This is a genomic window from Mycetocola sp. Y719, from assembly GCF_056713205.1.
On record NZ_JBWYGY010000001.1, the window covers coordinates 1270247 to 1294261 of the forward strand.

The following is a 24015-nucleotide window of genomic DNA, read 5'->3' on the forward strand; positions in this document are numbered from 1 at the left end:
CAATAAATAACAAACGGGTAACAGGAAAGAACGCCAGACGGAGGCGTCCCGACCGTCTGCGCGCGACGCTACAGCGCCCGCGAGGCCCGGAACTACGCGTTCTGGACGAAGATGTGCCCGGCGACCTCGTTGGGCAGTTCGAGTCCGTTGCCGAATCCTTCAACCTGAACGAGAACGTACGAACCGACGGCCGAGAAGACTGCCTCATTGCCAGGAACGACGCCTGCCTGCTTCAACTGGAGGAGGAGTTCCGGGTCGACCTGTGCAGGTTCTCCCAGCCGCCGGATGGTGGCGGTCACGCGATCGGACCCGTTCCGCACCAGTTCGACGAGGTTCGTCACACCGTGCGAGAACGTACCGGCCGGTGCGTCGCCCAGTTCGTCCAGCCCGGGGATCGGGTTGCCGTATGGAGACTCGGTCGGGTGGTCGAGCATCGCCAGGAGCTTGCGCTCCACCTGCTCGCTCATCACGTGCTCCCAGCGACATGCTTCCTCGTGGACGTATTCCCACTCCAGGCCGATCACGTCACTGAGCAGACGCTCCGCCAGGCGGTGCTTTCGCATGACGTGCACGGCTTTGCTCCGGCCGGCGCCGGTGAGTTCGAGGTGCCGATCGCCGGAGACGACGACGAGACCGTCGCGTTCCATGCGTCCGACCGTCTGTGACACCGTGGGGCCTGAGTGACCGAGCCGCTCGGAGATGCGTGCCCGAAGGGGCACGATGTTCTCTTCTTCCAACTCAAGGATGGTACGGAGGTACATCTCGGTGGTGTCAATCAAGTCAGTCATTGACGGCTCCCCATGGTTAAGCGCAATTGCGACCAGCCTAGCGGCCCTGAGCAGACACTCGGCGCTGTGGCGCGTTCACCGCCCGCGTATCGCCGCCACGGCATCCCGTGGCTCCTAGAATTGGGGAATGCCTGAGATCGCGATCCCCACAGAACTCCTGCCCACCGACGGTCGTTTCGGTTGCGGCCCCTCCAAGGTTCGGGCGGAGCAGGTGGACGCCATCGTTCGCGCCGGTTCCGGCCTGCTCGGCACCTCGCACCGCCAGGCCCCCGTGAAGAACCTCGTCGGAAGTGTGCGATCGGGATTCGAGACCCTGTTCTCCCTTCCGGACGGCTACGAGGTCGTCCTCGGCAACGGCGGGTCGACGGCCTTCTGGGATGCCGCCGCGTTCGGCCTGATCGAGCGTCGCAGCGAGAACCTCGTCTTCGGCGAGTTCGGTCAGAAATTCGCCAAGGCAGCGGCAGCGCCGTGGCTCGAGGCTCCTCTCGTCCGTGAGGCCCCTGGCGGATCCCGCAGCGAGGTCGAGGTCGCAGAGGGCGTCGACGTGTACGCCTGGCCACACAACGAGACCTCCACCGGAGTGATGGCCCCGGTCACACGCGTGGCGGGAGACTCAGGCGCGCTCACCGTCGTCGATGCGACAAGCGCGGCCGGCGGCATTTCGGTCGACGCGTCCGAGACGGATGTCTACTACTTCGCCCCGCAGAAGAACTTCGCCTCAGACGGAGGACTGTGGTTCGCCCTCTTCTCCCCCGCCGCGATCGAACGCGTCGAGCGGATCGCGGCCTCCGAACGGTACATCCCGGAATTCCTCAGCCTGAAAAACGCGGTCGACAACTCCCGTCTCAACCAGACCCTGAACACCCCGGCACTGGCGACGCTCGTCATGCTCGAGAACCAGCTGGAGTGGATGAACGGCAACGGCGGACTGGACTGGGCATCCGGTCGCACCCTCGAGTCCTCCTCACACCTCTACGACTGGGCGGAGAAGACCTCGTACACGACGCCGTTCGTGGTGAACCCGGAGCACCGATCCCAGGTCGTCGTCACGATCGACTTCGACGATGCGATCGACGCCACCGCGATCGCCAAGGCGCTGCGCGCCAACGGCATCGTCGACACCGAGCCGTACCGGAAGCTCGGCAGGAACCAGCTGCGCGTCGCGACGTTCGCAGCGATCGATCCGGACGACGTGCGTCAGCTGACCCGCAGCATCGAGTTCGTCGTCGACGCCCTCTGACCCGCACCGACCAGACGAGAAATGCCCCCTCCGAGGAGGGGGCATTTGTCATCGATCACTGAGCCGGGTGGCGCGCTCAGTAGCTGCGCTCGGGGCCGTCTTCGTCGTCCTCGTCGTCGTCGTCCTCGTCATCCGATTCGTCATCGTCGTCCGACTCATCGTCGTCCGATTCGTCATCGTCGTCCGATTCGTCATCGTCGTCCGATTCGTCATCGTCTTCGTCATCGTCGTCGACATCCGACTCGTCATCATCATCCGACTCATCGTCAGCCGACTCGTCGATCTCGTCGACGTCGACACCGTCGACGTCACCGGCGTGGAGAATGCTGAACTCGTCTTCGTCGTCCTCGTCATCGTCGTCGCCATCGAGAACGGCAGCGGCCTCAGCCAGGGCGCGCGCTTCGCTCTCGGCGACTTCCTGGGATGCCTGGTAGTCGGCGAGCCGCTCGGACCACGGGACCCAGTCGGGTGCCAGCAAGGCGTTCTCGCTCGGCATCAGCTCGGTCTCCAGGATGGTCGCCTCGCCGTCGTCACCCACACGGGCGAGGGTGGCGGTCCAGTGCCAGCCGGGGTACCCGGGCAGCTTGCTGTCGAAGAACAGCGAGAGTACGTGATCGTCCTCGGCGACGTGACCGACGACGTCGCCGATGGTCGACTCAGGGGTCACCTCGAGCAGCGCAGCGCGCGCAACGTCGACGGAGGCCAGCAGGACTTCGTCCGTCATAGGCGCCGGCCGTTCAATGACGGGCTCGTCGACGACAGTCTCGGTGACGGCCGGTTCGTCGGGTTCGGTCACGGGTGCCTCGACGGTGTCCGTTTCGGCGACCGACGGTGCGGATTCCTCGACAGGCTCGGCGGCGACGGCATCCGTCACCGGAGCCTCAGCCGGTGTCGTGACCTGAGCCGGTTCGGCCTCGATCGGTTCTGCGGTGGAGTTCTCTGTGTCGGTCATCGGAGTGCTCCTCGTGAAAAGACGGCGGGCCCAGCCTGGCGCGGCGATCACGCGTCCAGTTCGTCGGCTACGCGTCGCAGCAACTGGGCGACCTTGCGGCTGTGGGCGTTGTCGGGGTAGCGACCCTTGCGAAGGTCCCCGCCGAGGCCGTCGAGCAGCTTCACGAGGTCTTCGATGATGATCGCCATGTCGTCAGCCGGCTTGCGTTTGAGCTTGACAAGGCTCGGCGGGGCATCGAGCACCCGGACCGAGAGAGCCTGGACACCGCGCTTGCCGTCGGCGATGCCGAATTCGAGCCGCGTGCCAGCCTTCACCGAGGTCACACCTGCGGGAAGAGCGGATGCGTGCAGGAAGACTTCCTGTCCGTCATCGCTCGAGATGAAGCCGAAGCCCTTCTCGTCATCGTAGAACTTAACCTTGCCGGTGGGCATGGACGAAACCTCGCTGTGAACTGGGACACCCAGGCCCAAGCCGGAGTGCGGTGCTGTCGCTGCGGCAGGGGCTGCAGACGAACGGGACTCTCCCCGCCCCTCCAGCTTAGAGCGTCGGCGAATAGTCGGCACATCGTGGCTCATTGGGCATCGCGACGCCGGTGCAGATAACCTGAAGATGTGACCGACCCTCAACCGCACAACGCCAGCCGCTTCGAGCGGATCCTCGCGTTCATGCTCCTCGCCCTCGTGCTGCTGTCCATCGGCAGCTTCGTCGCGATCATGGTGGGCACGGGGCAGGGCATGGGTTCGGACGACTTCGGGCAGGGGTTGTGGCCCGTCGTCGTGATGGTTCCGTACATCGGACTCCCGCTGGCGATCGTCCTCCTCATCACGCTCATGATCTCCAGTGCCGCAAGGCGCGCCCGCGAATCACGGCGAGACCAGCCGGAGAGCTGACCGGGGAACCGGCTGCCCATGACTGACATCCTGACCCTCGCCGGAAGCCTTCGGGCGCTCTCCGACGCGGCCATCGAGGGTCTCCTCACCGAACGCCGGGTCTCCAGCCAGGCGCGGGTCCAGGACTTCTTCGACCTGGCAGAAATCCTCCTCGACGCTGCAAGCATCCGCGGCGCGCTGCAACGACTCGACCGGCCCACCCTCAGCGTGATCGCGGTCGCGACACCCGAACCCCTCTCGGTCGCAGACCTCGCCGCACGCCTCACCTCGTTCGGTGCGGAGTCCGTCGACACGGAATCCGTCGCCGAACGGGCCGCATTCGCCGCCGATCGTGCACTGCTTTCCCGTGTCGGTGACGGTTTCGCCGCCATCGACGCCGTCGACACCGTCCTGGCCGGCTGGGCAACGCCCGACCTCCCCGTTGCCGCGCACCTGGCCGCCACTCCTCCCCCTGCCCTCCCCACGGCCGAACCGGAGGACTCAGCAGCCCTCACCGACCTCAGCGCCGCCGAGCAGGCGTTCCAGACCACCTCGGCGAGCGCCGAACTGCTCAGCGAACTCCTCGTGAACCCCGCCCGAGAGCTCGGCAAGGGCGGGCCGGCCCTTCCGGAACGCAAACGGCTGGCCATGGCCATGCAGGTGGATGCCACCACCGTCGATGCCTACCTCGACCTCACGGTCAGGGCCGAACTCGTCAGCCACGAACCCGGCCTGTGGCTCACCGCCCCCGCCGGGGAGGACTGGCTGGTCCGGACGGCAGGCGAACGCTGGCGTATCCTCGCGGCGGCCTGGCTCGACGCGCTCCCGCAGCAGGTCAGACAGGTCCTGAGCGGACGCACACGCTCGTCATGGGGAGCCGCCCTGCACGAGTACGCCCAGTGGCTCTACCCCGCCGGAGGCGACTGGATCCACGCCCAGGTGCAGCGGGTGACCGACCAGGCCAGGATGCTCGGCATCACGAGCGGTCCGAGCCCAGATACACAGGTTCCGAGCACTGCAGGCAGGATCCTCCTCGAAACGGATGCCGCCGCCGCCGCGACCGCGATGTCTTCCCACTTCCCCACCCACGTTCGCCAGGTGTATCTGCAGCACGACCTGACGATCATCGCGCCTGGGCCGCTCGAACCGACGACGGACCTGCGCCTCCGCGCCTTCGCCGACCTCGAGGGCCGTGCGCAGGCGTTCAGCTACCGGTTGAGCGCCGAGAGCGTCAACCGGGCGCTGTCCGCCGGTGAGACCGCCGAAGGGATGCTGGAGTTCCTCTCGGCGCTGTCACTCACCGGCATCCCGCAGCCCGTGGACTACCTCATCTCGCAGGCCGCATCCAGGTTCGGTTCGGTGCGTGTCGGCCCGCTCAACGATTCGCACCCCGGCGCCTCCCCGAGCGAGGCGAGGAGCTACGTCCGGTCGGACGACACATCCCTCATCGGCCTGCTCGACGTCGACCAGGCGCTGAGCTCGCTCGGTCTGCGACGTTCGGGAACCAACCGGATGCTCAGCCGTTTCGAATTCGACGTCGTGTTCTGGGCGCTGAGCGACGCACGGTACCCGGTCGCAGCCGAAACCGAAGACGGAGAGCTCGTGAGCCTGCGCCGCCGTCGGGTGGCGCACCCGGTCACCGCTCCCGTCGTCGTCGACCACGGCGACGTCATCGCCCGCCTGCGACAGGCAGAGGCCGACGTCTCCGGCGGAACCGACCTCGCCTGGATCGCCCGCCAGCTCGACGCCGCGATCCGCGCCAAGCAGACCGTCACCGTGACCGTCCAGGTTCCCCGTTCAGGGCCGATCGATTTCGTCCTCGAACCGACCGGCGTTTCTGGCGGCCGCCTCCGCGGGCGGGACAAGAAGGCAGACATCGAACGCACACTGCCGCTGTCGAGCATCCTCGAGCTGAAGTAACGCCGCGCATCGACTTCACAGCCGACCGGACTAGGCTGGCTAGCTATGTCTGATGGCCCCCTGATCGTCCAAAGCGACCGCACCGTACTGCTCGAGGTCGCCCACCCCCTCGCCGAAGACGCCAGACACGATCTGGCCGTGTTCGCGGAACTCGAACGCGCCCCTGAGCACATCCACACCTACCGGATCACCCGGCTCGGACTGTGGAACGCACGCGCAGCGGGCCACGACTCCGCCGACATGCTCGCGACGCTGGAGAAGTACTCCAAGTTCGCCATCCCGCCGACGGTCTCCATCGACATCACCGAAACGGTCGGCCGGTACGGTCGCCTCGTCATCGAACGCAACGACGACGGCGAACTCGTCCTCCAGTCACACGACGAAGCCGTCCTCACCGAGATCTCCCACGCCAAGCGCATCGCTCCCCTGCTCATCGGCCACCCGACGCCGGATTCGTACCTCGTCGAGCCGTGGGCCCGCGGGCAGCTGAAGCAGGAACTCGTGAAGATCGGATGGCCGGCAGAGGACCTCGCCGGTTACACCCCAGGCACCCCGCACGAGATCGACCTCCTCGAGGGCGACTGGCACCTCCGCGACTACCAGCAGAAGGCCGTCGACAACTTCTTCGATGGCGGTTCAGGCGTCGTCGTCCTGCCCTGCGGCGCCGGCAAGACCCTCGTCGGTGCCGGAGCGATGGCCACCGCCAAGACGAACACCCTCATCCTCGTGACCAACACCGTCTCCGCGCGCCAGTGGCGCGACGAGCTGCTCAAGCGCACGAGCCTCACCGAGGACGAGATCGGCGAGTACTCCGGGCAGCTCAAGGAGGTCAAGCCGGTCACCATCGCGACCTACCAGATCCTCACGGCCAGGCGGAAGGGCGAATACGCCCACCTCGCACTCCTCGACGCCATGGACTGGGGCCTCGTGGTCTACGACGAGGTGCACCTGCTCCCCGCTCCGGTGTTCAAGCTCACCGCCGAGCTGCAGGCCCGCCGCCGGCTCGGCCTCACTGCGACCCTCGTTCGTGAGGATGGTCGCGAGGGCGACGTCTTCAGCCTGATCGGTCCGAAGCGCTTCGACGCACCGTGGAAGGAGATCGAAGCCCAGGGCTTCATCTCCCCCGCATCCTGCTTCGAAGTGCGCATCGACCTTCCGCAGTCTGACCGGCTCAGCTATGCCGCGGCATCCGACGACGACCGGTACCGCCTGGCCGCGACCGCCCCTGCGAAGCTCGACGTTGTCCGCGACCTCGTCGCGCGGCACCCGGGCGAGCGGATTCTGGTGATCGGCCAGTACCTCGACCAGATCGATGAGCTCGCCGAGGCCCTCGGCGCTCCGAAGCTGACCGGTGCCACCCCCGTCGACGAACGGGAACGACTCTTCCAGGCGTTCCGGGTCGGGGAGATCACCGTGCTCGTCGTCTCGAAGGTGGCGAACTTCTCCGTCGACCTTCCCGAGGCGACCGTCGCCATCCAGGTCTCCGGCTCGTTCGGTTCACGACAGGAGGAGGCGCAGCGCCTCGGTCGGCTGCTCCGCCCGAAGGAGTCAGGCCTCAGCGCCAACTTCTACACCCTCGTCGCGCGCGACACCGTCGACCAGGACTTCGCCCAGAACCGCCAGCGGTTCCTCGCCGAGCAGGGTTACAGCTACACGATCCTCGACGCGCACGCTCTGGCGGCCTGACAGGTCAGAGCGCACCGACCGGCCGGACATAGCGGAGCAGGAGCGTCCCCTCGCTGCTGAGCACATGGGCGACGTCCATCTGGCGACGGATGTCGATGGGCTGCCCGGCCACGATCCGCGGCGCCCCCGGGCCCTCGAGACCCGGACCGATGGTCAGGCACACCTCGTCGACGGCGTCGTCCCTGAGCAGATCCGCGAACAGGCTCGGACCGCCCTCGCAGTGCACCTGACGAAGACCGCGCTCTGACAGCAGCGCACGCATCCTCGCGGTGTCGACCGACGACTCACCCGCCGTGAGGACGTCTGCGACAGCCGAGAGCGCGTCGACCCGCACAACCGGGGCGTCTTCCACCGTGACGACGATGGGTCGCACCGGCGCCTCGGTGAAGATCGGGGACCCGGGATCCAGGTCGAGCCCTGCTGAGACGATGGCGAAGACCGGATGCTCGGCCAGACCGTGCGCGAGCCGCCAGGCGGCCGCGGGCGGGTCGAGGCGCATCGGGCCGTAGCCCTCCGCCCGGACCGTTCCCGCCCCGACAACGACGACGTCGCACAGGCGGCGAAGCAGGTCGAAGACGCGAAGGTCCGCCGGGGAGCCGAGCCCTGCTGACAGCCCACCGGACGTGGCCGCTCCGTCGATGCTGGAGATGAAGTTGACCCTGGCCCACGGCACGGCACGGTCTGCCACCGAGTACAGGGCGAGGATGTCCTCGTCGCTGAGGTCTGCACCACCCGCCTGGAGCAGGGCGATCGCGGGCTCAGTCATTGCGCTCTCCCATGTTGTGCCGAAGGTACGCGGGTTCGCGGAAGCCGAGGATGGCCTCGGTCATCCTCGCGGCATCGACGGCCGGGCGGACGTTGTGCATGCGGATGAGCCTCGCGCCGTTCACGATCGCGACGACTGCTGCAGCGAGGGATCCGTCGACGCGGTCGCCCCGGTCCCTGTCGAGGGTCTCTCCGATGAAATCCTTGTTGGAGACGGCGGCGAGCGCCGGATAGCCCAGGGCCGCGATCTCACCGAACCGGCGGGTCAGTTCGAGCGAGTGCAGCGTGTTCTTGTTGAGGTCGTGTCCGGGGTCCACGATGATGCGATCGGCGGGAATGCCTGCGGCGAGCGCCACCTCCACCTGCCCGGCCAGGAAGGCGGCGACTTCTGCGACCACGTCCGCGTATGCGGGTCGGGCGAACGGCGTCCGCGGTTCGGCGAGGCTGTGGGTGAGAACGACCCCGGCGGCGCTGTCGGCGAGCACCCGGGCCATCTCCGGGTCACGGAGCCCTGTGGTGTCGTTGATCAGATCGGCACCGGCCTCGATACTCCTGCGCGCCACCTCCGGCTGGAAGGTGTCGACGGAGATGACGACATCGGATGCCGCCCGGACGGCCGCGATGACCGGCACAACCCGGTCGATTTCGTCGGCGACGGGCAACTCGGGTCCCGGCGCAAATGGCGCCCCGCCGATGTCGATGATGTCTGCCCCGTCTGCAACGGCCTGAAGCGCTGCCGCGACCGCGGAGTCGAACGCGAACGTGCTGCCCCTGTCGTAGAACGAGTCCGGCGTGCGGTTGACGACCGCCATGACAGCGACCCGGCGGGAGAAGTCGAAGGTGTGCGCCCCGATCGTGCGCACAGGTGAGATGAGGGGCGGGGAGCCGATGGCCGAGGTCGGCCGGGATTCAGTCATACCGTCCATCGTGCCGCACGGCGATCAGAGATCGCCGATGGCCACGCTCGGATCGGCGAGCCGGGCGGCATCGACGGTACGCCCGGACCGGACGAGTGCCCTGATGTCGTCGTTGACATCCCAGACGTTGACGTTCATGCCGGCGACGACGCGACCATCACGCATCCAGAACGCGACGAACTCGCGACCGTCGACGTCACCCCGGTAGATGACATCGGCACCGATCGCGAGCGGGAAGAAGCCGGCGTACTCCATGCCGAGGTCGTACTGGTCGGTGTAGAAATACGGGACCTTGTCGTACGACAGAGGCTGGCCGAGCATGGACCCGGCGACCGCCTTGCCCTGGTCGAGAGCGTTCGCCCAGTGCTCGCTGCGGAGACGTGCCTCGAGGGTGGGATGCCACGCGTTCGCAACGTCACCGGCGGCGAAGACGGCCGGATCCGCGGTCCTGAGGGCCGCGTCGACGACGATTCCTCCGTCCACGTCCAGTCCGGCAGCCCTGGCGAGGTCGACAGAGGGGGTCGCTCCGATGCCGACGACGACGAGGTCGGCGGGGATCGTGTCTCCGTCGTCCGTCAGTACACCGGTGACTCTCCCCTTGGCGCCGGTGAAACCGGTCACCCCTGTTTCCATCGCGAAGGTGACGCCGTGTTCGACGTGGAGGCGCTGGAACTGCCGGCCGAGCTCGTCGCCGAGGGCTGAAGCGAGCGGAACGGAGGCAGGGGAGACGACGGTGACCTCGTTGCCGTAGCCCCTGGCGGCCGCGGTCACTTCGAGGCCGATCCAGCCCGAGCCGACGCTGACGACCTTTTTCCCGCCGGAGGCGAGGTCGTCCCTGAGGAGGTCGGAGTCGTCGATGGTGCGCAGGTAACGGATACCATCGAGGTGGGAACCCGGCACGTCGAGCCGTCGAGGGACCGCCCCGGTCGAGAGCAGCAGCCGCCGGTACGGCAGCGTCCTGCCCGATGCGAGAGTCACCAGGTGACCGGCACGGTCGATGGCGGTTGCCGCGTCCCCGACGATGAGGTCCACGGCCGAATCCGCGTACCAGCCGTCGTCGTGGATGAAGGCGGTCTCCCTGCCGGCCTTCCCGGTGAGCACGTCCTTGGAGAGAGGAGGGCGGATGTACGGATGGTGCCTCTCGCCGGCGACCAGATGGATGTCGCCGGTGAAGCCCTCCTGACGGAGCGCTTCCGCCGCGGTGGCGCCGGCGAGGCCCGCTCCGATGATGACGATTCCTCCGGACGAATCCGGGTGGTGGTGATCCAGCTGAGACATGGGATCCCGCTTTCTCGATGGTCTACTTGCGACCCTAGGACGCTCACCGGGCGCCGTCCAGCGTCCAGATCGGATTCGCTCGAACCCCGCACCGCGGACGCTCAGGAACATCTCAGGCAACACGCAGATACTGGAGCCATGACTGGACCACGCATTCTCATCGTCGATGACGAACCGAACATCCGCGACCTGCTCACCACGAGCCTCCGCTTCGCCGGCTTCGCCGTGCGAGCCGTCGGAAACGGCGCCCAGGCCATCTCGGCCGTCCTGGAAGAAGAGCCTGACCTGATCATTCTCGACGTCATGCTCCCCGACATGAACGGATTCGGCGTCACCAAACGCCTCCGTTCCGCCGGCTACACCGCGCCCATCCTCTTCCTCACCGCCAAGGACGACACCGAGGACAAGATCATGGGCCTGACCGTCGGTGGTGACGATTACGTCACGAAGCCGTTCAGCCTCGACGAGATCGTCGCCCGCATCAAGGCAATCCTCAGGCGGACAATGCATGCTGATGAGGATGCCGTCATCCGCGCAGGCGAACTCACCATGGATCAGGACACCCATGAGGTTCTCGTCGGCGAAACGCCGATCGAGTTGAGCCCCACGGAGTTCAAGCTTCTGCGGTACCTCATGCTGAACCCCAACCGGGTGCTCAGCAAGGCCCAGATCCTTGACCATGTCTGGGAGTACGACTTCAACGGGGACGCAGGCATCGTCGAGAGCTACATCTCTTACTTGCGACGCAAGCTGGACCAGTTCTCGACTGAACCGCTCATCCAGACCAAGCGCGGATTCGGCTACATGCTGAAGACAGCGAAGGCGTAGACCGAATACGGGTAGATGCACGATCCAGTAGCCGAGTGGTGGAACGCGATTTCACTGCGCACGAAGATCACCGGCGTGACCGTGCTCGTCCTCACCTTCGGGTTGCTCGTCGCAGGTGTCGGAACCGTCGTGATGCTGCGCCCTGCGCTCATCAGCAAGGTCGACTCCGACCTCGTCTCCACCGCGCAGTCCCCCGTTCCACCGGGGTTCCTCGATGCCGACAGTGCCGACGACATGGGCGACATGGTCAAGGACTCCACGTCCTCCGACTACTTCACCGCGATCTACGACCCTGACGGTCAGCTGCGGGCGGCTACCTGGCAGGACAAACCGGAGCGGTCCCTGCCGGCGATCGCCACGAATTTCCAGCTGTCGGATGCCGTGAAGCGGGACTACGTCTTCGAGATCCACAGCCTGGACCACAAGACGACGTACCACGCCGTCGTCGTTCCGTATCAGTGGAACGACCAGGGCGACATCGGCGTCGTCCTCGTCGCGATCTCGATGCGGGAGACCGAACAGATCATCGCCACCTACCTGACGATCTTCTTCGGCCTCGGTCTCGGCGTGATCATCATCGGGGCCCTGCTCACCCGGTTGCTCGTGACGAGCACGTTCCACCCGCTCCGCGAGGTCGAACACACCGCTGCGGCCATCGCCGACGGTGACTTCAGCCAGCGGCTCGCCGTCGCTACCCCGAACACCGAGGTCGGCAGACTCAACCGTTCCCTCAACACGATGCTCGCGCGCATCGACAAAGCGTTCTCCGACCGTGCCCGCACCATCGACCAGATGCGCCGGTTCGTCGGCGATGCCAGCCATGAACTGCGCACCCCTCTCGTGACCGTGCGCGGTTACGCCGAGTTGTACCGGATGGGGGCACTCCAGAACTCCGACGACCTCCGCCAGGCGATGGACCGAATCGAGAAGGAAGCAATCCGCATGGGTGGCCTCGTCGAGGACCTGCTCGAACTCGCCCGACTCGACGAGACCCGGCCGATGGTCCTCACGCCTGTGGACCTCTCCCCCATCGCCAGGGATGCCGCGCTCGACGCGAATGCGTCATCTCCGCGCCGCACCGTGACCGTTGTCGTAGATCACCCGCCTGTTCCGGACTTCGTGCCTGAACTCACGACAGAGGACACCGTGCCGTCACCGACGGTGACCCGCCCGCAGCCCGACGACGATGAGACGACGACGGCGACCGGCCCGATCGCCTTCGCCGGGGCCACCCTCGCCCGTCTGCGTCGCCGACCGCGTCGACAGTCGGATCCCGCTGACAAGCTGACCGTGCACTCCGATCTCATGCTTCCGCCCGGGCAGCGCCCAGAGGTCCCTGCCATCGTTCTCGCGGAGGAGAACAAGCTCCGACAGGTCGTCACCAACCTCGTCGGCAACGCTCTCCGTTTCACTCCGGAGAACAGCCCGCTCGAGATCGGTGTCTCTGCGAACAGACACACCGGCAAGGCGACCATCGCGGTCATCGACCACGGCGAAGGCGTCCCCCCGCAGATCCGGGAGAAGATCTTCCAGCGTTTCTGGCGGGCAGACAGCTCGCGCACGCGCGAAACCGGCGGGTCAGGCCTCGGCCTCGCCATCGTCTCGTCCATCGTCGCCGCCCACAACGGCACGGTGAGCGTGTCAGAGACCCCTGGCGGTGGGGCGACGTTCCGTATCGAGCTTCCGCTTGCCGGCTCTGCCGACACAGCCGCCGTCCAGCCCGCCGCCGCCGGCTGACGAGGCACCTCCTCCACAGTCCGAAACGCGGCACAGCTTCTCCCCTGCGAGCATCAGCCCTCCGTCTGCCGCAGATCAGGCGGCTACCGTCGGCCGCGACGGATGCCGCCAGTGAGCATCCGCAGGCGAGGAGAGAACCATGACCAGGTACCAGGTCGACAGCGACATCGTGATGGGCACGACGGGCTCGGTCCGCGCGCGCATCGAGACGATCCAGGGGGAGGTCAACGCGATGATGCACCAGTTGACCGAACTTCAGTCGTCGTGGACGGGCGAGGCAGCCAACGCCTTCCAGGGCGTCGTGGCCGACTGGCGCGGCACGCAGCGGCGGGTCGAGGAGAGCGCTGTGCACATCAATACGGCACTGGCGAGGGCCGGTGCGCAGTACCAGGAGATCGAGCGGTCGAACACCGACCTGTTCCGGGTCTGATCACGGCCCACAGGCCGAGACCACGACAGCGGGGCGCCTCCCGAAGGAGACGCCCCGCTGTCTGAAACGAGTTGCTCGGACTTAGAAGTCCATGCCACCGGTCGGGTCGCCGGCCGGAGCCGGGTTCTTCTCCGGCTTGTCGGCGACGACGGCCTCGGTGGTGAGGAACAGTCCGGCGATCGACGATGCGTTGAGCAGCGCCGAGCGGGTGACCTTCACCGGGTCGTTGATGCCTGCAGCGAGCATGTCGACGTACTCACCGGTCGCGGCGTTGAGGCCGTGTCCGACGGGCAGGTTGCGGACCTTGTCGGCCACAACACCCGGCTCGAGGCCGGCGTTCAGCGCGATCTGCTTGAGCGGAGCGTCGATGGCGACCTTGACGATGTTCGCGCCGGTTGCCTCGTCACCCGAGAGCGACAGCTTCTCGAATGCGGTCTTGCCAGCCTGGATGAGCGCAACGCCACCACCGGCGACGATGCCCTCTTCGACGGCAGCCTTCGCGTTACGGACGGCGTCCTCGATGCGGTGCTTGCGCTCCTTGAGCTCGACCTCGGTCGCGGCTCCGGCCTTGATGACCGCAACACCGCCGGCCAGCTTGGCCAGGCGCTCCTGCAGCTTCTCGCGGTCGTAGTCGCTGTCGGTGTTCTCGATCTCCTTGCGGATCTGGGCGACGCGGCCCGCGATCTGCTCGGTATCGCCGGCACCTTCGACGATGGTGGTCTCGTCCTTGGTGATGACGACCTTGCGTGCACGGCCGAGAAGGTCGAGCGTGACGTTCTCGAGCTTGAGGCCGACCTCCTCCGAGATGACCTGTCCGCCGGTGAGGATCGCGATGTCCTGCAGCTGAGCCTTGCGACGGTCTCCGAAGCCAGGTGCCTTGACGGCGACCGACTTGAAGATGCCGCGGATCTTGTTCACGACGAGGGTGGCGAGGGCTTCGCCGTCGACGTCCTCAGCGATGATGAGGAGCTGCTTGCCCGACTGGATGACCTGGTCGACGATCGGGAGCAGATCCTTGATGCTGGAGATCTTGGAGTTCGCGATGAGGATGTATGGGTCCTCGAACACGGCTTCCTGGCGATCGGGGTCGGTGACGAAGTATGCCGACAGGAATCCCTTGTCGAAGCGCATTCCCTCGGTCAGCTCGAGCTCGGTGCCGAACGTGTTCGACTCCTCGACGGTGACGACGCCTTCCTTGCCGACCTTGTCGATCGCCTCGGCGATGATCGCGCCGATTTCTGAGTCGCCGGCCGAGATGGAGGCTGTTGCCGCGATCTCTTCCTTGGTCTCGACCTCTTTCGCGTTGGCGATGAGCTCTTCGATGACCGCAGCGGTGGCCTTTTCGATGCCACGCTTCAGCGAGATCGGGTCAGCGCCGGCTGCGACGTTGCGCAGGCCTTCGCGGACGAGAGCCTGAGCCAGAACGGTTGCGGTGGTCGTGCCGTCGCCCGCGACGTCGTCGGTCTTCTTGGCGACCTCCTTGACCAGCTCTGCGCCGATCTTCTCGTACGGGTCGTCGAGCTCGATCTCCTTGGCGATGGACACACCATCGTTGGTGATCGTGGGGGCGCCCCACTTCTTCTCAAGGACAACGTTGCGACCGCGGGGGCCAAGCGTGACCTTGACAGTGTCAGCCAGAATGTTCAGGCCGCGCTCGAGGCCGCGGCGGGCTTCCTCGTCAAAAGCAATGATTTTTGCCATGTGGTTTTTCGTCCCTCCCGGACGTGATGAACGTAGTTAGCACTCAACGAATGCGAGTGCTAACACGATTCTGGCACTCTGCACCTGCGAGTGCAAGCTCAACAGGTCGGGGGCTGAGGTTACGCCGGGCGCGGAACCGACAGCAGCGCGGCCTTCAGGAACAGCACGACGCCGCCCGCGGATGCGCGGACGGCGTCGTGACGGATCGAGTGGTGGCTCAGGCTGGTCGCACGGCCTCCGCCTGCGGTCCCTTCGCCCCTGTACCGATCTCGAAGCTCACCTGCTGGCCTTCTTCAAGCGACTTGTACCCACCCACGTCGATGGCGGAATAGTGGACGAAGACGTCCTGCCCATCGCCATCGACAGTGATGAAGCCGTAGCCCTTCTCAGCGTTGAACCACTTCACGGTCCCGTTCGCCATGTGTTACTCCCATTGCTGTGTTCCTCGTGCAGGCAGGCGCCCGCCCGGGTCTGCCGCACCAAGGCCCGGCGATCGTGCCGACCGTCGTCTGCCTGGAAGGCTGGTGCGATGGAGCACAATGTTTGACCAGTTCCAGATACTAGCGAGGGAATCGGTCGTTCCAACAGGAGTTTGCGCCGGATTTCCGGGAGTTTCCACCCTCTCAACACGCGGGAAACAGGGCCGAAACATGACGCGGCGGCCACCGACCTGGGTCCTACGCCGCGGCGTAGTCCGCGCCGAGCACGACGGTGATCTGGAGGATCGGCTCTTCGCCCTCACCGACGGGGATCTGGAACTGCGTCGACAGCTGGATGCTCCCGATTCCGAGGTCCTGGGCAAGACCGCGCGCTGCGCCCTCCTGTGTCGGGTCCTCGTAGTACACGGTCGTGGTCGCCACGTCCGTTGCCGATGCGCTGCCGGGAGTGATGCTCTGGGTCCAGCCCGCGGCGTTCAGCTGCTCGATGGCCTGCGTGGCGAGCCCCCTCGTCTCGGTTCCGTTGAGGACGGTGACCATGGAGTTCGGGTCGATCGTCGGGGCGGCGGTCGGGGTCTCAGTGGGCGTCGGTGTCGTCGCGGCAGGCGTGGATGTGTCGACGAAGTTGATGCGATCACCGAGCAGGTTCAAGCCGACGATCCCGCCGGCCACGAGGACGATCACGGCCAGTGCAGACCAGAGGAAGACGAACCAGCTCCGTCCTGGACGGACAGGGGCGCGGTGCGCGCCGACGCGCTTCAAATCAGCGGGGACCTCGTCGAACCTGTCCTTGGCGTAATGGTGAGCCATATCGGTGCTCTGGAGTCCTCTGCGGTCGCGTGCGGGTGTGAACGGCGGTGATCCGGCGCCCGAGTGAGCTGACCGCTGGTCTCAGTCCGCGTTTCGGGCTCGCGCCCGCCGTGCGGCCTGCCGGGTGTCTCGCAGTCGCTGGAGACGCTTGACCAGAAGGGGATCGTGCACGAGGGCGGCGGGCGAATCGATGAGAACGCCCAACAATTGATAGTACCGGGTGGGCGAGAACGAGAACGTGGAACGAATCGCCTCTTCCTTCAGCCCGGCGTGCTGCCACCACTGGTTCTCGAAGTCGAGGATGGCGAGGTCACGTTCGTCGAGGGCATCCGCGTGTCCGTGCGCCGATCTGTCCGGCTTTCCGCTCATCGTCCACCACCGCTCGAATCTCAACCTGACTCTGGCCGTGTCGCCATACTAATGCGGGCGGTGCTGAAGAAACGCTCAACCGCGCGCGTCGGCCACGATGATTACTCAGTGTTTCCCCAGCCTGAGCCACAGCAGGGAACATGACCGGCTCCGAACCGGTTAGATAAGACGCAAGATCTATCCGTGAGGAGTACGACCCATGACCCAGCCAGTGAACAAGAGCAACGAAGAGTGGCGCGAGACCCTGAGCAGCGAGCAGTACGCGGTGCTGCGTGAAGGAGCGACCGAGCGTCCGTGGACGGGTGAACTTCTCGACGAAGGCCGCGCAGGCCTCTACACCTGTGCCGCCTGTGGCGCCGAACTCTTCAAGAGCGGCACGAAGTTCGACTCCGGCTGCGGCTGGCCGAGCTTCTACGAGTCGGTCCGGCCAGAGGCCGTCAAGCTGATCGAGGACAACTCGCTCGGTATGGTGCGCACCGAGGTCCGTTGTGCCACCTGCGACTCACACCTCGGTCACGTGTTCGATGACGGTTTCGGCACCCCGACCGGTGACCGCTACTGCATGAACTCGCTCTCGCTGAACTTCGCCCCGGCCGAGTAACGTGCCGGATCTCATCGACATCGTCGCCGGACGCAGGTCCTGGTCGAAGGTGACGGAGGATGCCCCGACGCATGAGGAGCTTCTCCCGCTCGTCGCGGCATCCGCCCGTGTGGCCGATCACAGTGCCCTCCGCCCATGGCGGTTGATCGAGTTGCGCGGGAACGCTCGCCACAAGCTCGGCAAGGCCATCGCCAAAGCGGAGGGTGACGACAAGCCGTCGACGAAGCCGCTCCGCGCCTCGCTGCTCATCGCGATCGTCGTGAGCGTGAAGAAGAGCGGAAAAGTCCCGGTCTGGGAACAGGAGACCGTCGCATCAGGAGTCGCACACACTCTCAGCCTGCTCCTGCACGATGCCGGCTGGGGTGTGTTCTGGCGCAGCGGCCACTACACGCGGTCGAAGCCCGTTCGCAAGATGCACAAGCTCGCGAGGAACGAGGAGCTGCTCGGCTGGCTCTACGTCGGCGGCATCCCTGAGAAGGTGAAGCCGGGCCACCGCAGAATGATCGACGCCGAGAAGTTCATCACCGAGCTGTAGGCCGCCGCCTGATCGTCGCCACGGCCACCGCGACGAGGGCGAGCACTGCTCCGCCGACCGTCGCGAATCCCAGCCCGGCGCCGCCCGGCGCGACGGCGTCGATCAGGACGGAACCGACGAGCTGCCCCGCAACAGTGCCGAGTCCGAGGATCAGGACGCCGGTGTGCGCGACGAGGTATGCATTGACGCCGATGAAGATGCAGCCGATCGCTCCGCCGAGGTAGAGCAGCGGTTCGGTCGGCAGCCGGTCGGGCCAGCCGACGAATCCTGCACGCACGAGCATCACGGCGACGAGGGCTGCCGTTCCCACGACGAAATTGATGAACGTGGCCGAAAATGCGCTGTTCGCGCGTGCCCTGACCCTGCCGTTGACGGCAGACTGCCAGCCGGTTCCGAATCCGGCAACGAGCGGCATCGCGAGCATCCAGAGCGGGACGGAACCACCGACCTGACCGGACACCGACCACACGACGGCGACGATGGTGAGGCCGGCACCGACGAGCCTTGGCCACGTGCTGGGCACTTTTCCGTGCGGCCCGAACCCGATCCTGTCGAGGATCAGTCCTGACACGGTCTGCCCGGCCACAAGGGCGACGCTGAACAGGGCGACTCCGACCACGGCACCCGCGATGCCCTGGGAGAGCACGAGGAAAGCGCCGGAGAGGCCGCCGAGAACGGTCCACCACGGCATGCTGCCGTTCCGGAGGGCGCGGGAGACCTTACCGAGACCCACCCTGCCACTGCGGACGAACACCATGCAGACGGTGAGGATGAGAAGCCCGGAACCGAACGAGATGGCGGCCGCCACGAACCCGTCGCCGAGCGCGACGCCGAGGGCACCGTTCAGCCGGGTCTGCACCGCGGCGAGCGCTCCGCAGATCGCGGCGAGGGTGACGGCGAGCCACGTGGGAACGCGGCCGTGGGCTTGCGCGGTCACGAGGCTGGGTTGAGAAGTTCGAACATGAGAGCCGCCTGTCGGATTCGAACCGACGACCTGCGCATTACAAGTGCGCTGCTCTGGCCAACTGAGCTAAGGCGGCGTGGACTCGTCAATCATAACCAACGGTCGCGGGCCCTTCGGCCATGACATCCTTGGGAGGACCGTCCACGACGAAAGACACGCATGCCTGACCAGTCCACACCGACCGGCTCCCCCGACCTCAGCCGATCGGTCCTCGACCTGGCCATCCGGTGCGGCGAAGTGATCTTCGCGTCCGGTGCGAGCGCCGAGGATGCTACGGCGACGATGCTCGCGGTAACGAGGGCGTACGGTCTCAAGGGCTGCGAGGCGGATGTGACGCACACGGTGATCACGTTGACCTGGGACGATGCGTCGACCAGCGACAGCATCACCCGGTCGAGGAACGTCAAATACCGGACCATCGACTACACACGCCTGACGAACACGTCGACACTCATCGGCGACCTGCTGCACGATCCGATCCCCGTTGCCGAAGCCAGGGCACGGGTCAACGCGATCATCGGCGCGCGGCCGATCTATCCGATCCTGGTCAGGCGCACCGGCTGGAGCCTCGTCGGCGCAGGAGCCGCCTTCCTGCTCGGCGGCGGGCCGCTCGTCATTGCCGCGGCGTTCGTCGCCACCTTCTTCGTCGACCTGCTCACCGGGACGCTCGCCAAGACCAGGATCTCGGTGTTCTACCAGACACTGGCCGGCGGCGCCGTCGGGCCGATCGTCGCCGCCGTCGTGCACTTCATCGACCCGGCAGCGAACTCGTCGCTGGTCGTCGTCGCCACGATCATCATGCTGTTGGCAGGGGTGACATCATTCGGCGCCGTGCAGGACGTCCTGTCCGGGTTCTACGTGACAGGAACGGCACGTGTCCTCGAAGCGCTGCTCATCACCGGCGGCCTCGTCGCAGGCGTCGCAGGAACCACGATGCTTCTTGCACGGTTCGGCCTGGTGCTGGACATCGAGCCGTACGTGGCGCCGACACTCGCCGAGATCCCGCTTCAGCTCGTGGCATCCGTCGTCATCATCGTCGGGTTCGCCCTCGCCGTCGAGGTCCCGCCGCGGGCGATCTGGGCCGTCAGCGCACTGGGAATCGTCGCATACCTGGTCTACGCCTCGGGCGTCGCCACAGAGGTCGGAGTGGCCTGGGCTGCTGGCACAGCCGCTCTCGTCGTCGGCGTCCTGTCCGCAGTCGCATCACGCATCGTGCGCATCCCGCCGCTGCCGCTCGTCGTCTCGGCGCTCGTCCCGCTCGTGCCTGGCCTGATCCTGTTCAGGGGGCTGCTCGAACTGAGCGCCGGGTCGATCGAGGGGCTGCTGAGCATGCTCGAAGCGGCCTCTGTCGCCGTCGCACTCGCTGCGGGGGCGTTGCTCGGGCAGTACGTGGTCCAGAACGCTCTCGGCCCTGCCAGGCGCATCCAGCGTCGGTTCGTCGGCCCGCTGATGGGTGTTCAGGTCCGCCTGGGGCGGAAGCGGGAAGAGAAGATCTGACCCGCTACTCGGCCGGCGCCGAAGGCGAGGGCGACGGGCTCGGGCTCGACTTCGCGTAGGTCTCGCTCGCGACGGAGAGCACGAAGGCCTGGAATTCCTTCTCGTCAGTGATCGAGCCGGTGTACTGCTTGTCGTTCACAAGGACGGTCGGGGTTCCCTTGACCTTGCTCAGCGACGAGTTCGGCACAGCTTCAGTCGTTGCGCGGTCGGTGGACGACTGCACCCAGGTCTTGAAGGTCGCGTCGTCGATGCAGGACTCGATGCTGCCCTGGGCCGGGCCGGCAGGAGCGGTTCCCGCTTCGGTCTCGCCTGCCGTTGCGACCATCTGCTTCAGCTGGTCATCCGAGAGCCCTTCGGTGCCTTCCTCAGGCTGGTTCTCGAACATCAGCGTGTTGAAGGTGAAGAAGTTGTTCGGCGCGTAATTCGCCACGCACGCGGCGGCGTTGGCGGCGCGGAGCGAGTACTGGGTTCCCGCAGACCGGCCGGTGAGGATGGCGATCGGGTGGTACTCGACGGTCGCAGTGCCGTTCTCGGCCCAGGTCGCGAGCTGTTCCGTGTTGGTCGCTTCGAACTGGCCGCACAGCGGGCAGAGGTAGTCGACGAAGATCCGGATGTTCGGGACGTTCGGGTCGATGGAGGTGGGCACCGGCTCTGCACCTGCGGCGAGAGCAGGACTCTTCACGACCTTGAGCTCTTCACCGATGACGATTCCGCCGCTGGCCATGTTGGCCGGGCCTGGAGTCGGTGGACGGATCGCGCTCGTGATGATGAACGCGACACCGGCGATGACGGCGAGGACCACGACGACGATTCCACCCTGCAGGAAGATGCGATTCCGCTTCTCCCGCTTGCGCTGGGCATCCCGAAGTTCCTTCGCCTTCTCGCGAGTCGCCTCGCGTCGCTGGTTCTTCGTCGGAGGAACTTCCGGTCCGCCGCTGTCCATGAATCCTCGCTTCGTTTAAGTAGACAGTCGGGCACGGCCTGCCGAACCCAACACCCACCGATCGTAGTTCCGCAGTCTGGGAAATGCCCAAACGGATGCTGGACGCGGCCGGTCCGGACGCAGCGTCCCGATTCCAGTCGCGGGGTGCCGTCGTGCAATACTGGTGAAATCGCGATCGTGTACCCACACGCTCGTGCGCATGCAACGCAGCACGCAATGCATGATTCCATTCACTCGGATCGTCCGGCACGTACCTGCCGGTGAAGGAGAAATACACATGTCATCCGTCACGTTCGACAACGCCACCCGCCTGTACCCCGGTGGCACCCGCGCCGCCGTTGACAAACTCAACCTCGAGGTCGCCGATGGCGAATTCCTTGTTCTGGTTGGCCCGTCCGGCTGTGGTAAGTCCACGTCTCTGCGTATGCTCGCCGGCCTCGAAGAGGTCAACGACGGCCGCATCCTCATCGGTGACCGCGACGTCACCGACGTGCCGCCGAAGGACAGGGACATCGCGATGGTGTTCCAGAACTACGCGCTGTACCCGCACATGACCGTCGCAGAGAACATGGGCTTCGCCCTGAAGATCGCCGGCGTCAACAAGGACGAGCGCGCCAGCCGCGTTCTCGAGGCTGCCAAGCTCCTCGACCTCGAGGAGTACCTGACCCGCAAGCCGAAGGCTCTCTCCGGTGGCCAGCGTCAGCGTGTTGCCATGGGTCGCGCCATCGTCCGTCAGCCCCAGGTCTTCCTCATGGACGAGCCGCTGTCGAACCTCGACGCCAAGCTCCGCGTCCAGACCCGTACGCAGATCGCGTCGCTCCAGCGCCGCCTCGGTGTCACCACGGTCTACGTCACGCACGACCAGACCGAGGCACTCACCATGGGTGACCGGATCGCCGTGCTGAAGGATGGCATCCTGCAGCAGGTCGGAACGCCTCGCGACCTGTACGAGAGCCCGCAGAACGTCTTCGTCGCCGGGTTCATCGGCTCCCCAGCCATGAACCTCCTCACCGCGGATGTCGCTGACGGCGGCATCCAGTTCGGCGCGCGCGTCGTTCCCGTCGACCGCGACGTCCTCGGCCAGGCCAGCGCCAAGCAGGTCACCGTCGGTGTCCGTCCCGAGGACATCGAAGTGTCGACTGAACCGGGCAACGGCCTCGAGGTCCAGGTCGACCTCGTCGAGGAACTCGGCGCTGACGGCTACCTCTACGGACACGCTGACGTCAACGGCAAGCGCACCGACCTCGTCGCGCGCGTCGACGGACGCACCCACGCACACGCCGGTGAGAAGGTCTTCCTGATCCCGACGCCGCGCCACGTGCACCTCTTCGACACCGAGTCCGGGCTTCGCCTCAACGCGGCAGTCCACGCGGACTGACAGCATCGCGCCGGCTGATGGGGTCTTTCGCTCCGTCAGCCGGCGCTACTGTTTAAGCCACCATGACCTCACTCAGCATCACCGCGGCCACCGTCGACCCCGCACTCCTCGACCTCCCCTGGGATCTTCCTCTGGAGAACTGGCCGAACGAGACCATCGCCTCCCTGCCCAAGGGCATCTCCCGCCACCTCGTGCGGTTCGCCAACCTGTCCGGTTACGTCGTCGCCGTCAAGGAAACGACGGCAGAGATGGCACGCGGCGAATACGACATGCTGGGCACGCTGCAGCGCCTCGACATTCCCTGCGTCGACCGCGTGGCCGTGATCACGGGCCGTTCTGACGACTCCGGTGAGCCGCTGCCGAGCGCCCTGGTCACCCGGCACCTCAAGTTCTCGCTCCCCTACCGCGCCCTGTTCTCGCAGCAACTCCGTCCTGACACGGCTTCGAGGCTCGTCGACGCCCTCGCGGTGCTCCTCGTGCGGCTCCACATCGCCGGGTTCTTCTGGGGCGACGTCTCGCTCTCCAACACGCTCTTCCGTCGCGACGCCGGCGCCTTCGCCGCGTACCTCGTCGACGCCGAGACCGGCAAGCTCTACGAGGGCGGCCTGTCCAACGGCCAGCGCGAGAACGACCTTGAGATCGCCCGCGTCAACATCGCCGGCGAACTGATGGACCTCGAAGCCGGCGGACGTGTCGACGTCGAACTCGACCCGATCCAGCTCTCCGACGGCATCGTCGCCGCATACCGGTCCCTGTGGGCGGAACTCACCGGCGCCGAATCGTTCTCATCGAGCGAACGCTGGCGGATCAGCGAGCGCGTGGACCGCCTCAACGCTCTCGGTTTCGACATCGAGGAGCTCGCGATCAAGACGGATGCCGGCGGGACGACCGTCCGGATCCAGCCGAAGGTCGTCGACGCCGGCCACCACCAGCGCCGGCTGCTCCGCCTCACCGGGCTCGACGCAGGCGAGAACCAGGCGCGCAGGCTCCTCAACGACCTCGACTCGTACGCGGCGACATTCGGGAAACCGAACATGGACGAGGAGATGATGGCGCACGAATGGCTCACCCGCGTCTTCGAGCCGGTCATCAAGTCGATCCCCCGCGACCTCAAGGGCAAGCTCGAGCCGGCCGAGGTGTTCCACCAGCTGCTCGAACACCGCTGGTTCATGTCTCAGCGTGAGGCGAGGGACATCCCGCTCTCCGAAGCGCTCACCTCGTACATCAACGACATCCTGAGACACCGCCGCGACGAGGCGACGGTGATCGCCCCGCTCACGGGTTCGATCACCATGCCGAACGACGTTGTCGCCACCGATGACGTGAATTGGCGCGACCGGGTCTGAGACCCGGCCGCGCCGTTTCGAGCC

At 66.3% G+C, this 24015-nt stretch carries 24 protein-coding genes and 1 tRNA gene; 12 read left to right on the top strand and 13 right to left on the bottom strand.

Annotation, left to right across the window (positions count from 1 at the left end; all coding sequences use genetic code 11):
• Positions 1–92 precede the first annotated feature (92 nt).
• Positions 93–788: an iron-dependent transcriptional repressor DtxR gene (locus AC1M0F_RS05950; protein ID WP_480237260.1), complete on the bottom strand. Its 696-nt coding sequence runs from the start codon at positions 786–788 to the stop codon at positions 93–95.
• A gap of 127 nt (positions 789–915) precedes the next feature.
• Between AC1M0F_RS05950 and serC the strand changes: the two genes are divergently transcribed.
• Positions 916–2028: a phosphoserine transaminase gene (gene serC / locus AC1M0F_RS05955; protein ID WP_480237261.1), complete on the top strand. Its 1113-nt coding sequence runs from the start codon at positions 916–918 to the stop codon at positions 2026–2028.
• 76 nt (positions 2029–2104) lie between these two features.
• Here serC and AC1M0F_RS05960 read toward each other — a convergent pair whose 3' ends face one another.
• Together AC1M0F_RS05960 and AC1M0F_RS05965 are read right to left on the bottom strand one after the other, a co-directional pair.
• Entirely contained in the window at positions 2105–2980 is an 876-nt protein-coding gene (locus tag AC1M0F_RS05960) for a DUF3027 domain-containing protein (RefSeq protein ID WP_480237262.1), read from the bottom strand.
• A 47-nt stretch (positions 2981–3027) separates the two neighbouring features.
• Positions 3028–3411 carry a cold-shock protein gene (locus tag AC1M0F_RS05965; RefSeq protein WP_480237263.1) on the bottom strand — a complete coding sequence of 128 codons (384 nt, stop codon included), beginning with the start codon at positions 3409–3411 and terminating at the stop codon, positions 3028–3030.
• Positions 3412–3591: 180 nt separating this feature from the next.
• Here AC1M0F_RS05965 and AC1M0F_RS05970 point away from each other — a divergent pair, with 180 nt between their 5' ends.
• From AC1M0F_RS05970 to AC1M0F_RS05980, 3 genes are read left to right on the top strand one after another with little or no spacing between them, the layout of a single operon-like run.
• Entirely contained in the window at positions 3592–3870 is a 279-nt protein-coding gene (locus AC1M0F_RS05970; protein ID WP_480237264.1) for a multidrug ABC transporter ATPase, read from the top strand.
• Positions 3871–3888: 18 nt separating this feature from the next.
• Positions 3889–5769, top strand: a complete 1881-nt coding sequence (locus AC1M0F_RS05975; protein WP_480237265.1) for a helicase-associated domain-containing protein — start codon at positions 3889–3891, stop codon at positions 5767–5769.
• A 45-nt stretch (positions 5770–5814) separates the two neighbouring features.
• The gene (locus AC1M0F_RS05980) at positions 5815–7455 is read left to right on the top strand and encodes a DNA repair helicase XPB (RefSeq protein WP_480237266.1); all 1641 of its coding nucleotides are present in this window, start codon (positions 5815–5817) and stop codon (positions 7453–7455) included.
• Between the two features lie 4 nt (positions 7456–7459).
• Here AC1M0F_RS05980 and AC1M0F_RS05985 read toward each other — a convergent pair whose 3' ends face one another.
• Genes AC1M0F_RS05985 through AC1M0F_RS05995 form a run of 3 tightly spaced genes read right to left on the bottom strand, consistent with a single transcriptional unit; the run spans position 7460 to position 10415 of the window.
• Entirely contained in the window at positions 7460–8221 is a 762-nt protein-coding gene (locus AC1M0F_RS05985; RefSeq protein WP_480237267.1) for a pyrimidine reductase family protein, read from the bottom strand.
• Complete coding sequence (gene folP / locus AC1M0F_RS05990; RefSeq protein WP_480237268.1) at positions 8214–9137, bottom strand: dihydropteroate synthase; 924 nt, start codon at positions 9135–9137, stop codon at positions 8214–8216. The genes AC1M0F_RS05985 and folP overlap by 8 nt, the downstream gene beginning before the upstream one ends.
• A 24-nt stretch (positions 9138–9161) precedes the next feature.
• Positions 9162–10415, bottom strand: a complete 1254-nt coding sequence (locus tag AC1M0F_RS05995) for an NAD(P)/FAD-dependent oxidoreductase (RefSeq protein ID WP_480237269.1) — start codon at positions 10413–10415, stop codon at positions 9162–9164.
• A gap of 138 nt (positions 10416–10553) precedes the next feature.
• Between AC1M0F_RS05995 and AC1M0F_RS06000 the strand changes: the two genes are divergently transcribed.
• The 3 genes from AC1M0F_RS06000 (at position 10554) to AC1M0F_RS06010 (ending at position 13410) form a co-directional block, all read left to right on the top strand.
• Positions 10554–11243, top strand: coding sequence for a response regulator transcription factor (locus AC1M0F_RS06000; RefSeq protein ID WP_108391630.1), 690 nt, complete (start codon positions 10554–10556; stop codon positions 11241–11243).
• A gap of 15 nt (positions 11244–11258) precedes the next feature.
• Entirely contained in the window at positions 11259–12980 is a 1722-nt protein-coding gene (locus AC1M0F_RS06005; RefSeq protein WP_480237270.1) for a sensor histidine kinase, read from the top strand.
• A 139-nt stretch (positions 12981–13119) separates the two neighbouring features.
• The gene (locus AC1M0F_RS06010) at positions 13120–13410 is read left to right on the top strand and encodes a WXG100 family type VII secretion target (RefSeq protein WP_480237271.1); all 291 of its coding nucleotides are present in this window, start codon (positions 13120–13122) and stop codon (positions 13408–13410) included.
• An 81-nt stretch (positions 13411–13491) separates the two neighbouring features.
• Here the strand turns inward: AC1M0F_RS06010 and groL are convergent, their stop codons facing one another.
• The 4 genes from groL to AC1M0F_RS06030 form a co-directional block, all read right to left on the bottom strand.
• The gene (gene groL / locus AC1M0F_RS06015; protein WP_480237272.1) at positions 13492–15111 is read right to left on the bottom strand and encodes a chaperonin GroEL; all 1620 of its coding nucleotides are present in this window, start codon (positions 15109–15111) and stop codon (positions 13492–13494) included.
• A 217-nt stretch (positions 15112–15328) separates the two neighbouring features.
• Positions 15329–15532, bottom strand: a complete 204-nt coding sequence (locus AC1M0F_RS06020) for a cold-shock protein (protein WP_480237273.1) — start codon at positions 15530–15532, stop codon at positions 15329–15331.
• A gap of 256 nt (positions 15533–15788) precedes the next feature.
• On the bottom strand, positions 15789–16358 hold the full coding sequence (locus AC1M0F_RS06025) for a LytR C-terminal domain-containing protein (protein WP_480237274.1): 570 nt from the start codon (positions 16356–16358) through the stop codon (positions 15789–15791).
• A gap of 81 nt (positions 16359–16439) precedes the next feature.
• The gene (locus AC1M0F_RS06030) at positions 16440–16727 is read right to left on the bottom strand and encodes a DUF3263 domain-containing protein (protein ID WP_480237275.1); all 288 of its coding nucleotides are present in this window, start codon (positions 16725–16727) and stop codon (positions 16440–16442) included.
• A gap of 199 nt (positions 16728–16926) precedes the next feature.
• On the opposite strand from AC1M0F_RS06030, the gene msrB reads away from it, so the two are divergent.
• Positions 16927–17328 (top strand): peptide-methionine (R)-S-oxide reductase MsrB, encoded by a 402-nt coding sequence (gene msrB, locus AC1M0F_RS06035; protein ID WP_480237276.1) that lies wholly within the window; start codon positions 16927–16929, stop codon positions 17326–17328.
• Between the two features lies 1 nt (position 17329).
• Positions 17330–17863: a nitroreductase family protein gene (locus tag AC1M0F_RS06040; RefSeq protein ID WP_480237277.1), complete on the top strand. Its 534-nt coding sequence runs from the start codon at positions 17330–17332 to the stop codon at positions 17861–17863.
• Here AC1M0F_RS06040 and AC1M0F_RS06045 read toward each other — a convergent pair.
• Together AC1M0F_RS06045 and AC1M0F_RS06050 are read right to left on the bottom strand one after the other, a co-directional pair.
• Complete coding sequence (locus AC1M0F_RS06045; RefSeq protein ID WP_480237278.1) at positions 17850–18800, bottom strand: DMT family transporter; 951 nt, start codon at positions 18798–18800, stop codon at positions 17850–17852. The genes AC1M0F_RS06040 and AC1M0F_RS06045 overlap by 14 nt on opposite strands.
• A gap of 29 nt (positions 18801–18829) precedes the next feature.
• Positions 18830–18903, bottom strand: a tRNA-Thr gene (locus AC1M0F_RS06050).
• 83 nt (positions 18904–18986) lie between these two features.
• Between AC1M0F_RS06050 and AC1M0F_RS06055 the strand changes: the two genes are divergently transcribed.
• Positions 18987–20324: a threonine/serine exporter family protein gene (locus AC1M0F_RS06055; protein ID WP_480237279.1), complete on the top strand. Its 1338-nt coding sequence runs from the start codon at positions 18987–18989 to the stop codon at positions 20322–20324.
• A 4-nt stretch (positions 20325–20328) separates the two neighbouring features.
• Here AC1M0F_RS06055 and AC1M0F_RS06060 read toward each other — a convergent pair whose 3' ends face one another.
• Positions 20329–21267 (bottom strand): DsbA family protein, encoded by a 939-nt coding sequence (locus tag AC1M0F_RS06060; RefSeq protein ID WP_480237280.1) that lies wholly within the window; start codon positions 21265–21267, stop codon positions 20329–20331.
• 277 nt (positions 21268–21544) lie between these two features.
• Here AC1M0F_RS06060 and AC1M0F_RS06065 point away from each other — a divergent pair, with 277 nt between their 5' ends.
• Positions 21545–22645, top strand: a complete 1101-nt coding sequence (locus AC1M0F_RS06065) for an ABC transporter ATP-binding protein (protein WP_480237281.1) — start codon at positions 21545–21547, stop codon at positions 22643–22645.
• Positions 22646–22707: 62 nt separating this feature from the next.
• Positions 22708–23991 carry a DUF4032 domain-containing protein gene (locus tag AC1M0F_RS06070; RefSeq protein ID WP_480237282.1) on the top strand — a complete coding sequence of 428 codons (1284 nt, stop codon included), beginning with the start codon at positions 22708–22710 and terminating at the stop codon, positions 23989–23991.
• Positions 23992–24015: the final 24 nt, after the last annotated feature.

Bases quoted from the DNA above. Each gene is read 5' to 3' on its own strand.
- AC1M0F_RS06025 (WP_480237274.1), bottom strand. From the start codon at position 16,358: ATGGCTCACCATTACGCCAAGGACAGGTTCGACGAGGTCCCCGCTGAT.
- AC1M0F_RS05950 (WP_480237260.1), bottom strand. From the start codon at position 788: ATGACTGACTTGATTGACACCACCGAGATGTACCTCCGTACCATCCTT.
- AC1M0F_RS05960 (WP_480237262.1), bottom strand. From the start codon at position 2,980: ATGACCGACACAGAGAACTCCACCGCAGAACCGATCGAGGCCGAACCG.
- AC1M0F_RS06055 (WP_480237279.1), top strand. From the start codon at position 18,987: ATGCCTGACCAGTCCACACCGACCGGCTCCCCCGACCTCAGCCGATCG.
- AC1M0F_RS06030 (WP_480237275.1), bottom strand. From the start codon at position 16,727: ATGAGCGGAAAGCCGGACAGATCGGCGCACGGACACGCGGATGCCCTC.
- AC1M0F_RS06070 (WP_480237282.1), top strand. From the start codon at position 22,708: ATGACCTCACTCAGCATCACCGCGGCCACCGTCGACCCCGCACTCCTC.
- AC1M0F_RS06020 (WP_480237273.1), bottom strand. From the start codon at position 15,532: ATGGCGAACGGGACCGTGAAGTGGTTCAACGCTGAGAAGGGCTACGGC.
- AC1M0F_RS05980 (WP_480237266.1), top strand. From the start codon at position 5,815: ATGTCTGATGGCCCCCTGATCGTCCAAAGCGACCGCACCGTACTGCTC.
- AC1M0F_RS05975 (WP_480237265.1), top strand. From the start codon at position 3,889: ATGACTGACATCCTGACCCTCGCCGGAAGCCTTCGGGCGCTCTCCGAC.
- AC1M0F_RS06005 (WP_480237270.1), top strand. From the start codon at position 11,259: ATGCACGATCCAGTAGCCGAGTGGTGGAACGCGATTTCACTGCGCACG.
- serC (WP_480237261.1), top strand. From the start codon at position 916: ATGCCTGAGATCGCGATCCCCACAGAACTCCTGCCCACCGACGGTCGT.
- AC1M0F_RS06000 (WP_108391630.1), top strand. From the start codon at position 10,554: ATGACTGGACCACGCATTCTCATCGTCGATGACGAACCGAACATCCGC.
- msrB (WP_480237276.1), top strand. From the start codon at position 16,927: ATGACCCAGCCAGTGAACAAGAGCAACGAAGAGTGGCGCGAGACCCTG.
- AC1M0F_RS06060 (WP_480237280.1), bottom strand. From the start codon at position 21,267: ATGGACAGCGGCGGACCGGAAGTTCCTCCGACGAAGAACCAGCGACGC.
- AC1M0F_RS05995 (WP_480237269.1), bottom strand. From the start codon at position 10,415: ATGTCTCAGCTGGATCACCACCACCCGGATTCGTCCGGAGGAATCGTC.
- AC1M0F_RS06010 (WP_480237271.1), top strand. From the start codon at position 13,120: ATGACCAGGTACCAGGTCGACAGCGACATCGTGATGGGCACGACGGGC.
- AC1M0F_RS05965 (WP_480237263.1), bottom strand. From the start codon at position 3,411: ATGCCCACCGGCAAGGTTAAGTTCTACGATGACGAGAAGGGCTTCGGC.
- groL (WP_480237272.1), bottom strand. From the start codon at position 15,111: ATGGCAAAAATCATTGCTTTTGACGAGGAAGCCCGCCGCGGCCTCGAG.
- AC1M0F_RS05985 (WP_480237267.1), bottom strand. From the start codon at position 8,221: ATGACTGAGCCCGCGATCGCCCTGCTCCAGGCGGGTGGTGCAGACCTC.
- AC1M0F_RS06065 (WP_480237281.1), top strand. From the start codon at position 21,545: ATGTCATCCGTCACGTTCGACAACGCCACCCGCCTGTACCCCGGTGGC.
- folP (WP_480237268.1), bottom strand. From the start codon at position 9,137: ATGACTGAATCCCGGCCGACCTCGGCCATCGGCTCCCCGCCCCTCATC.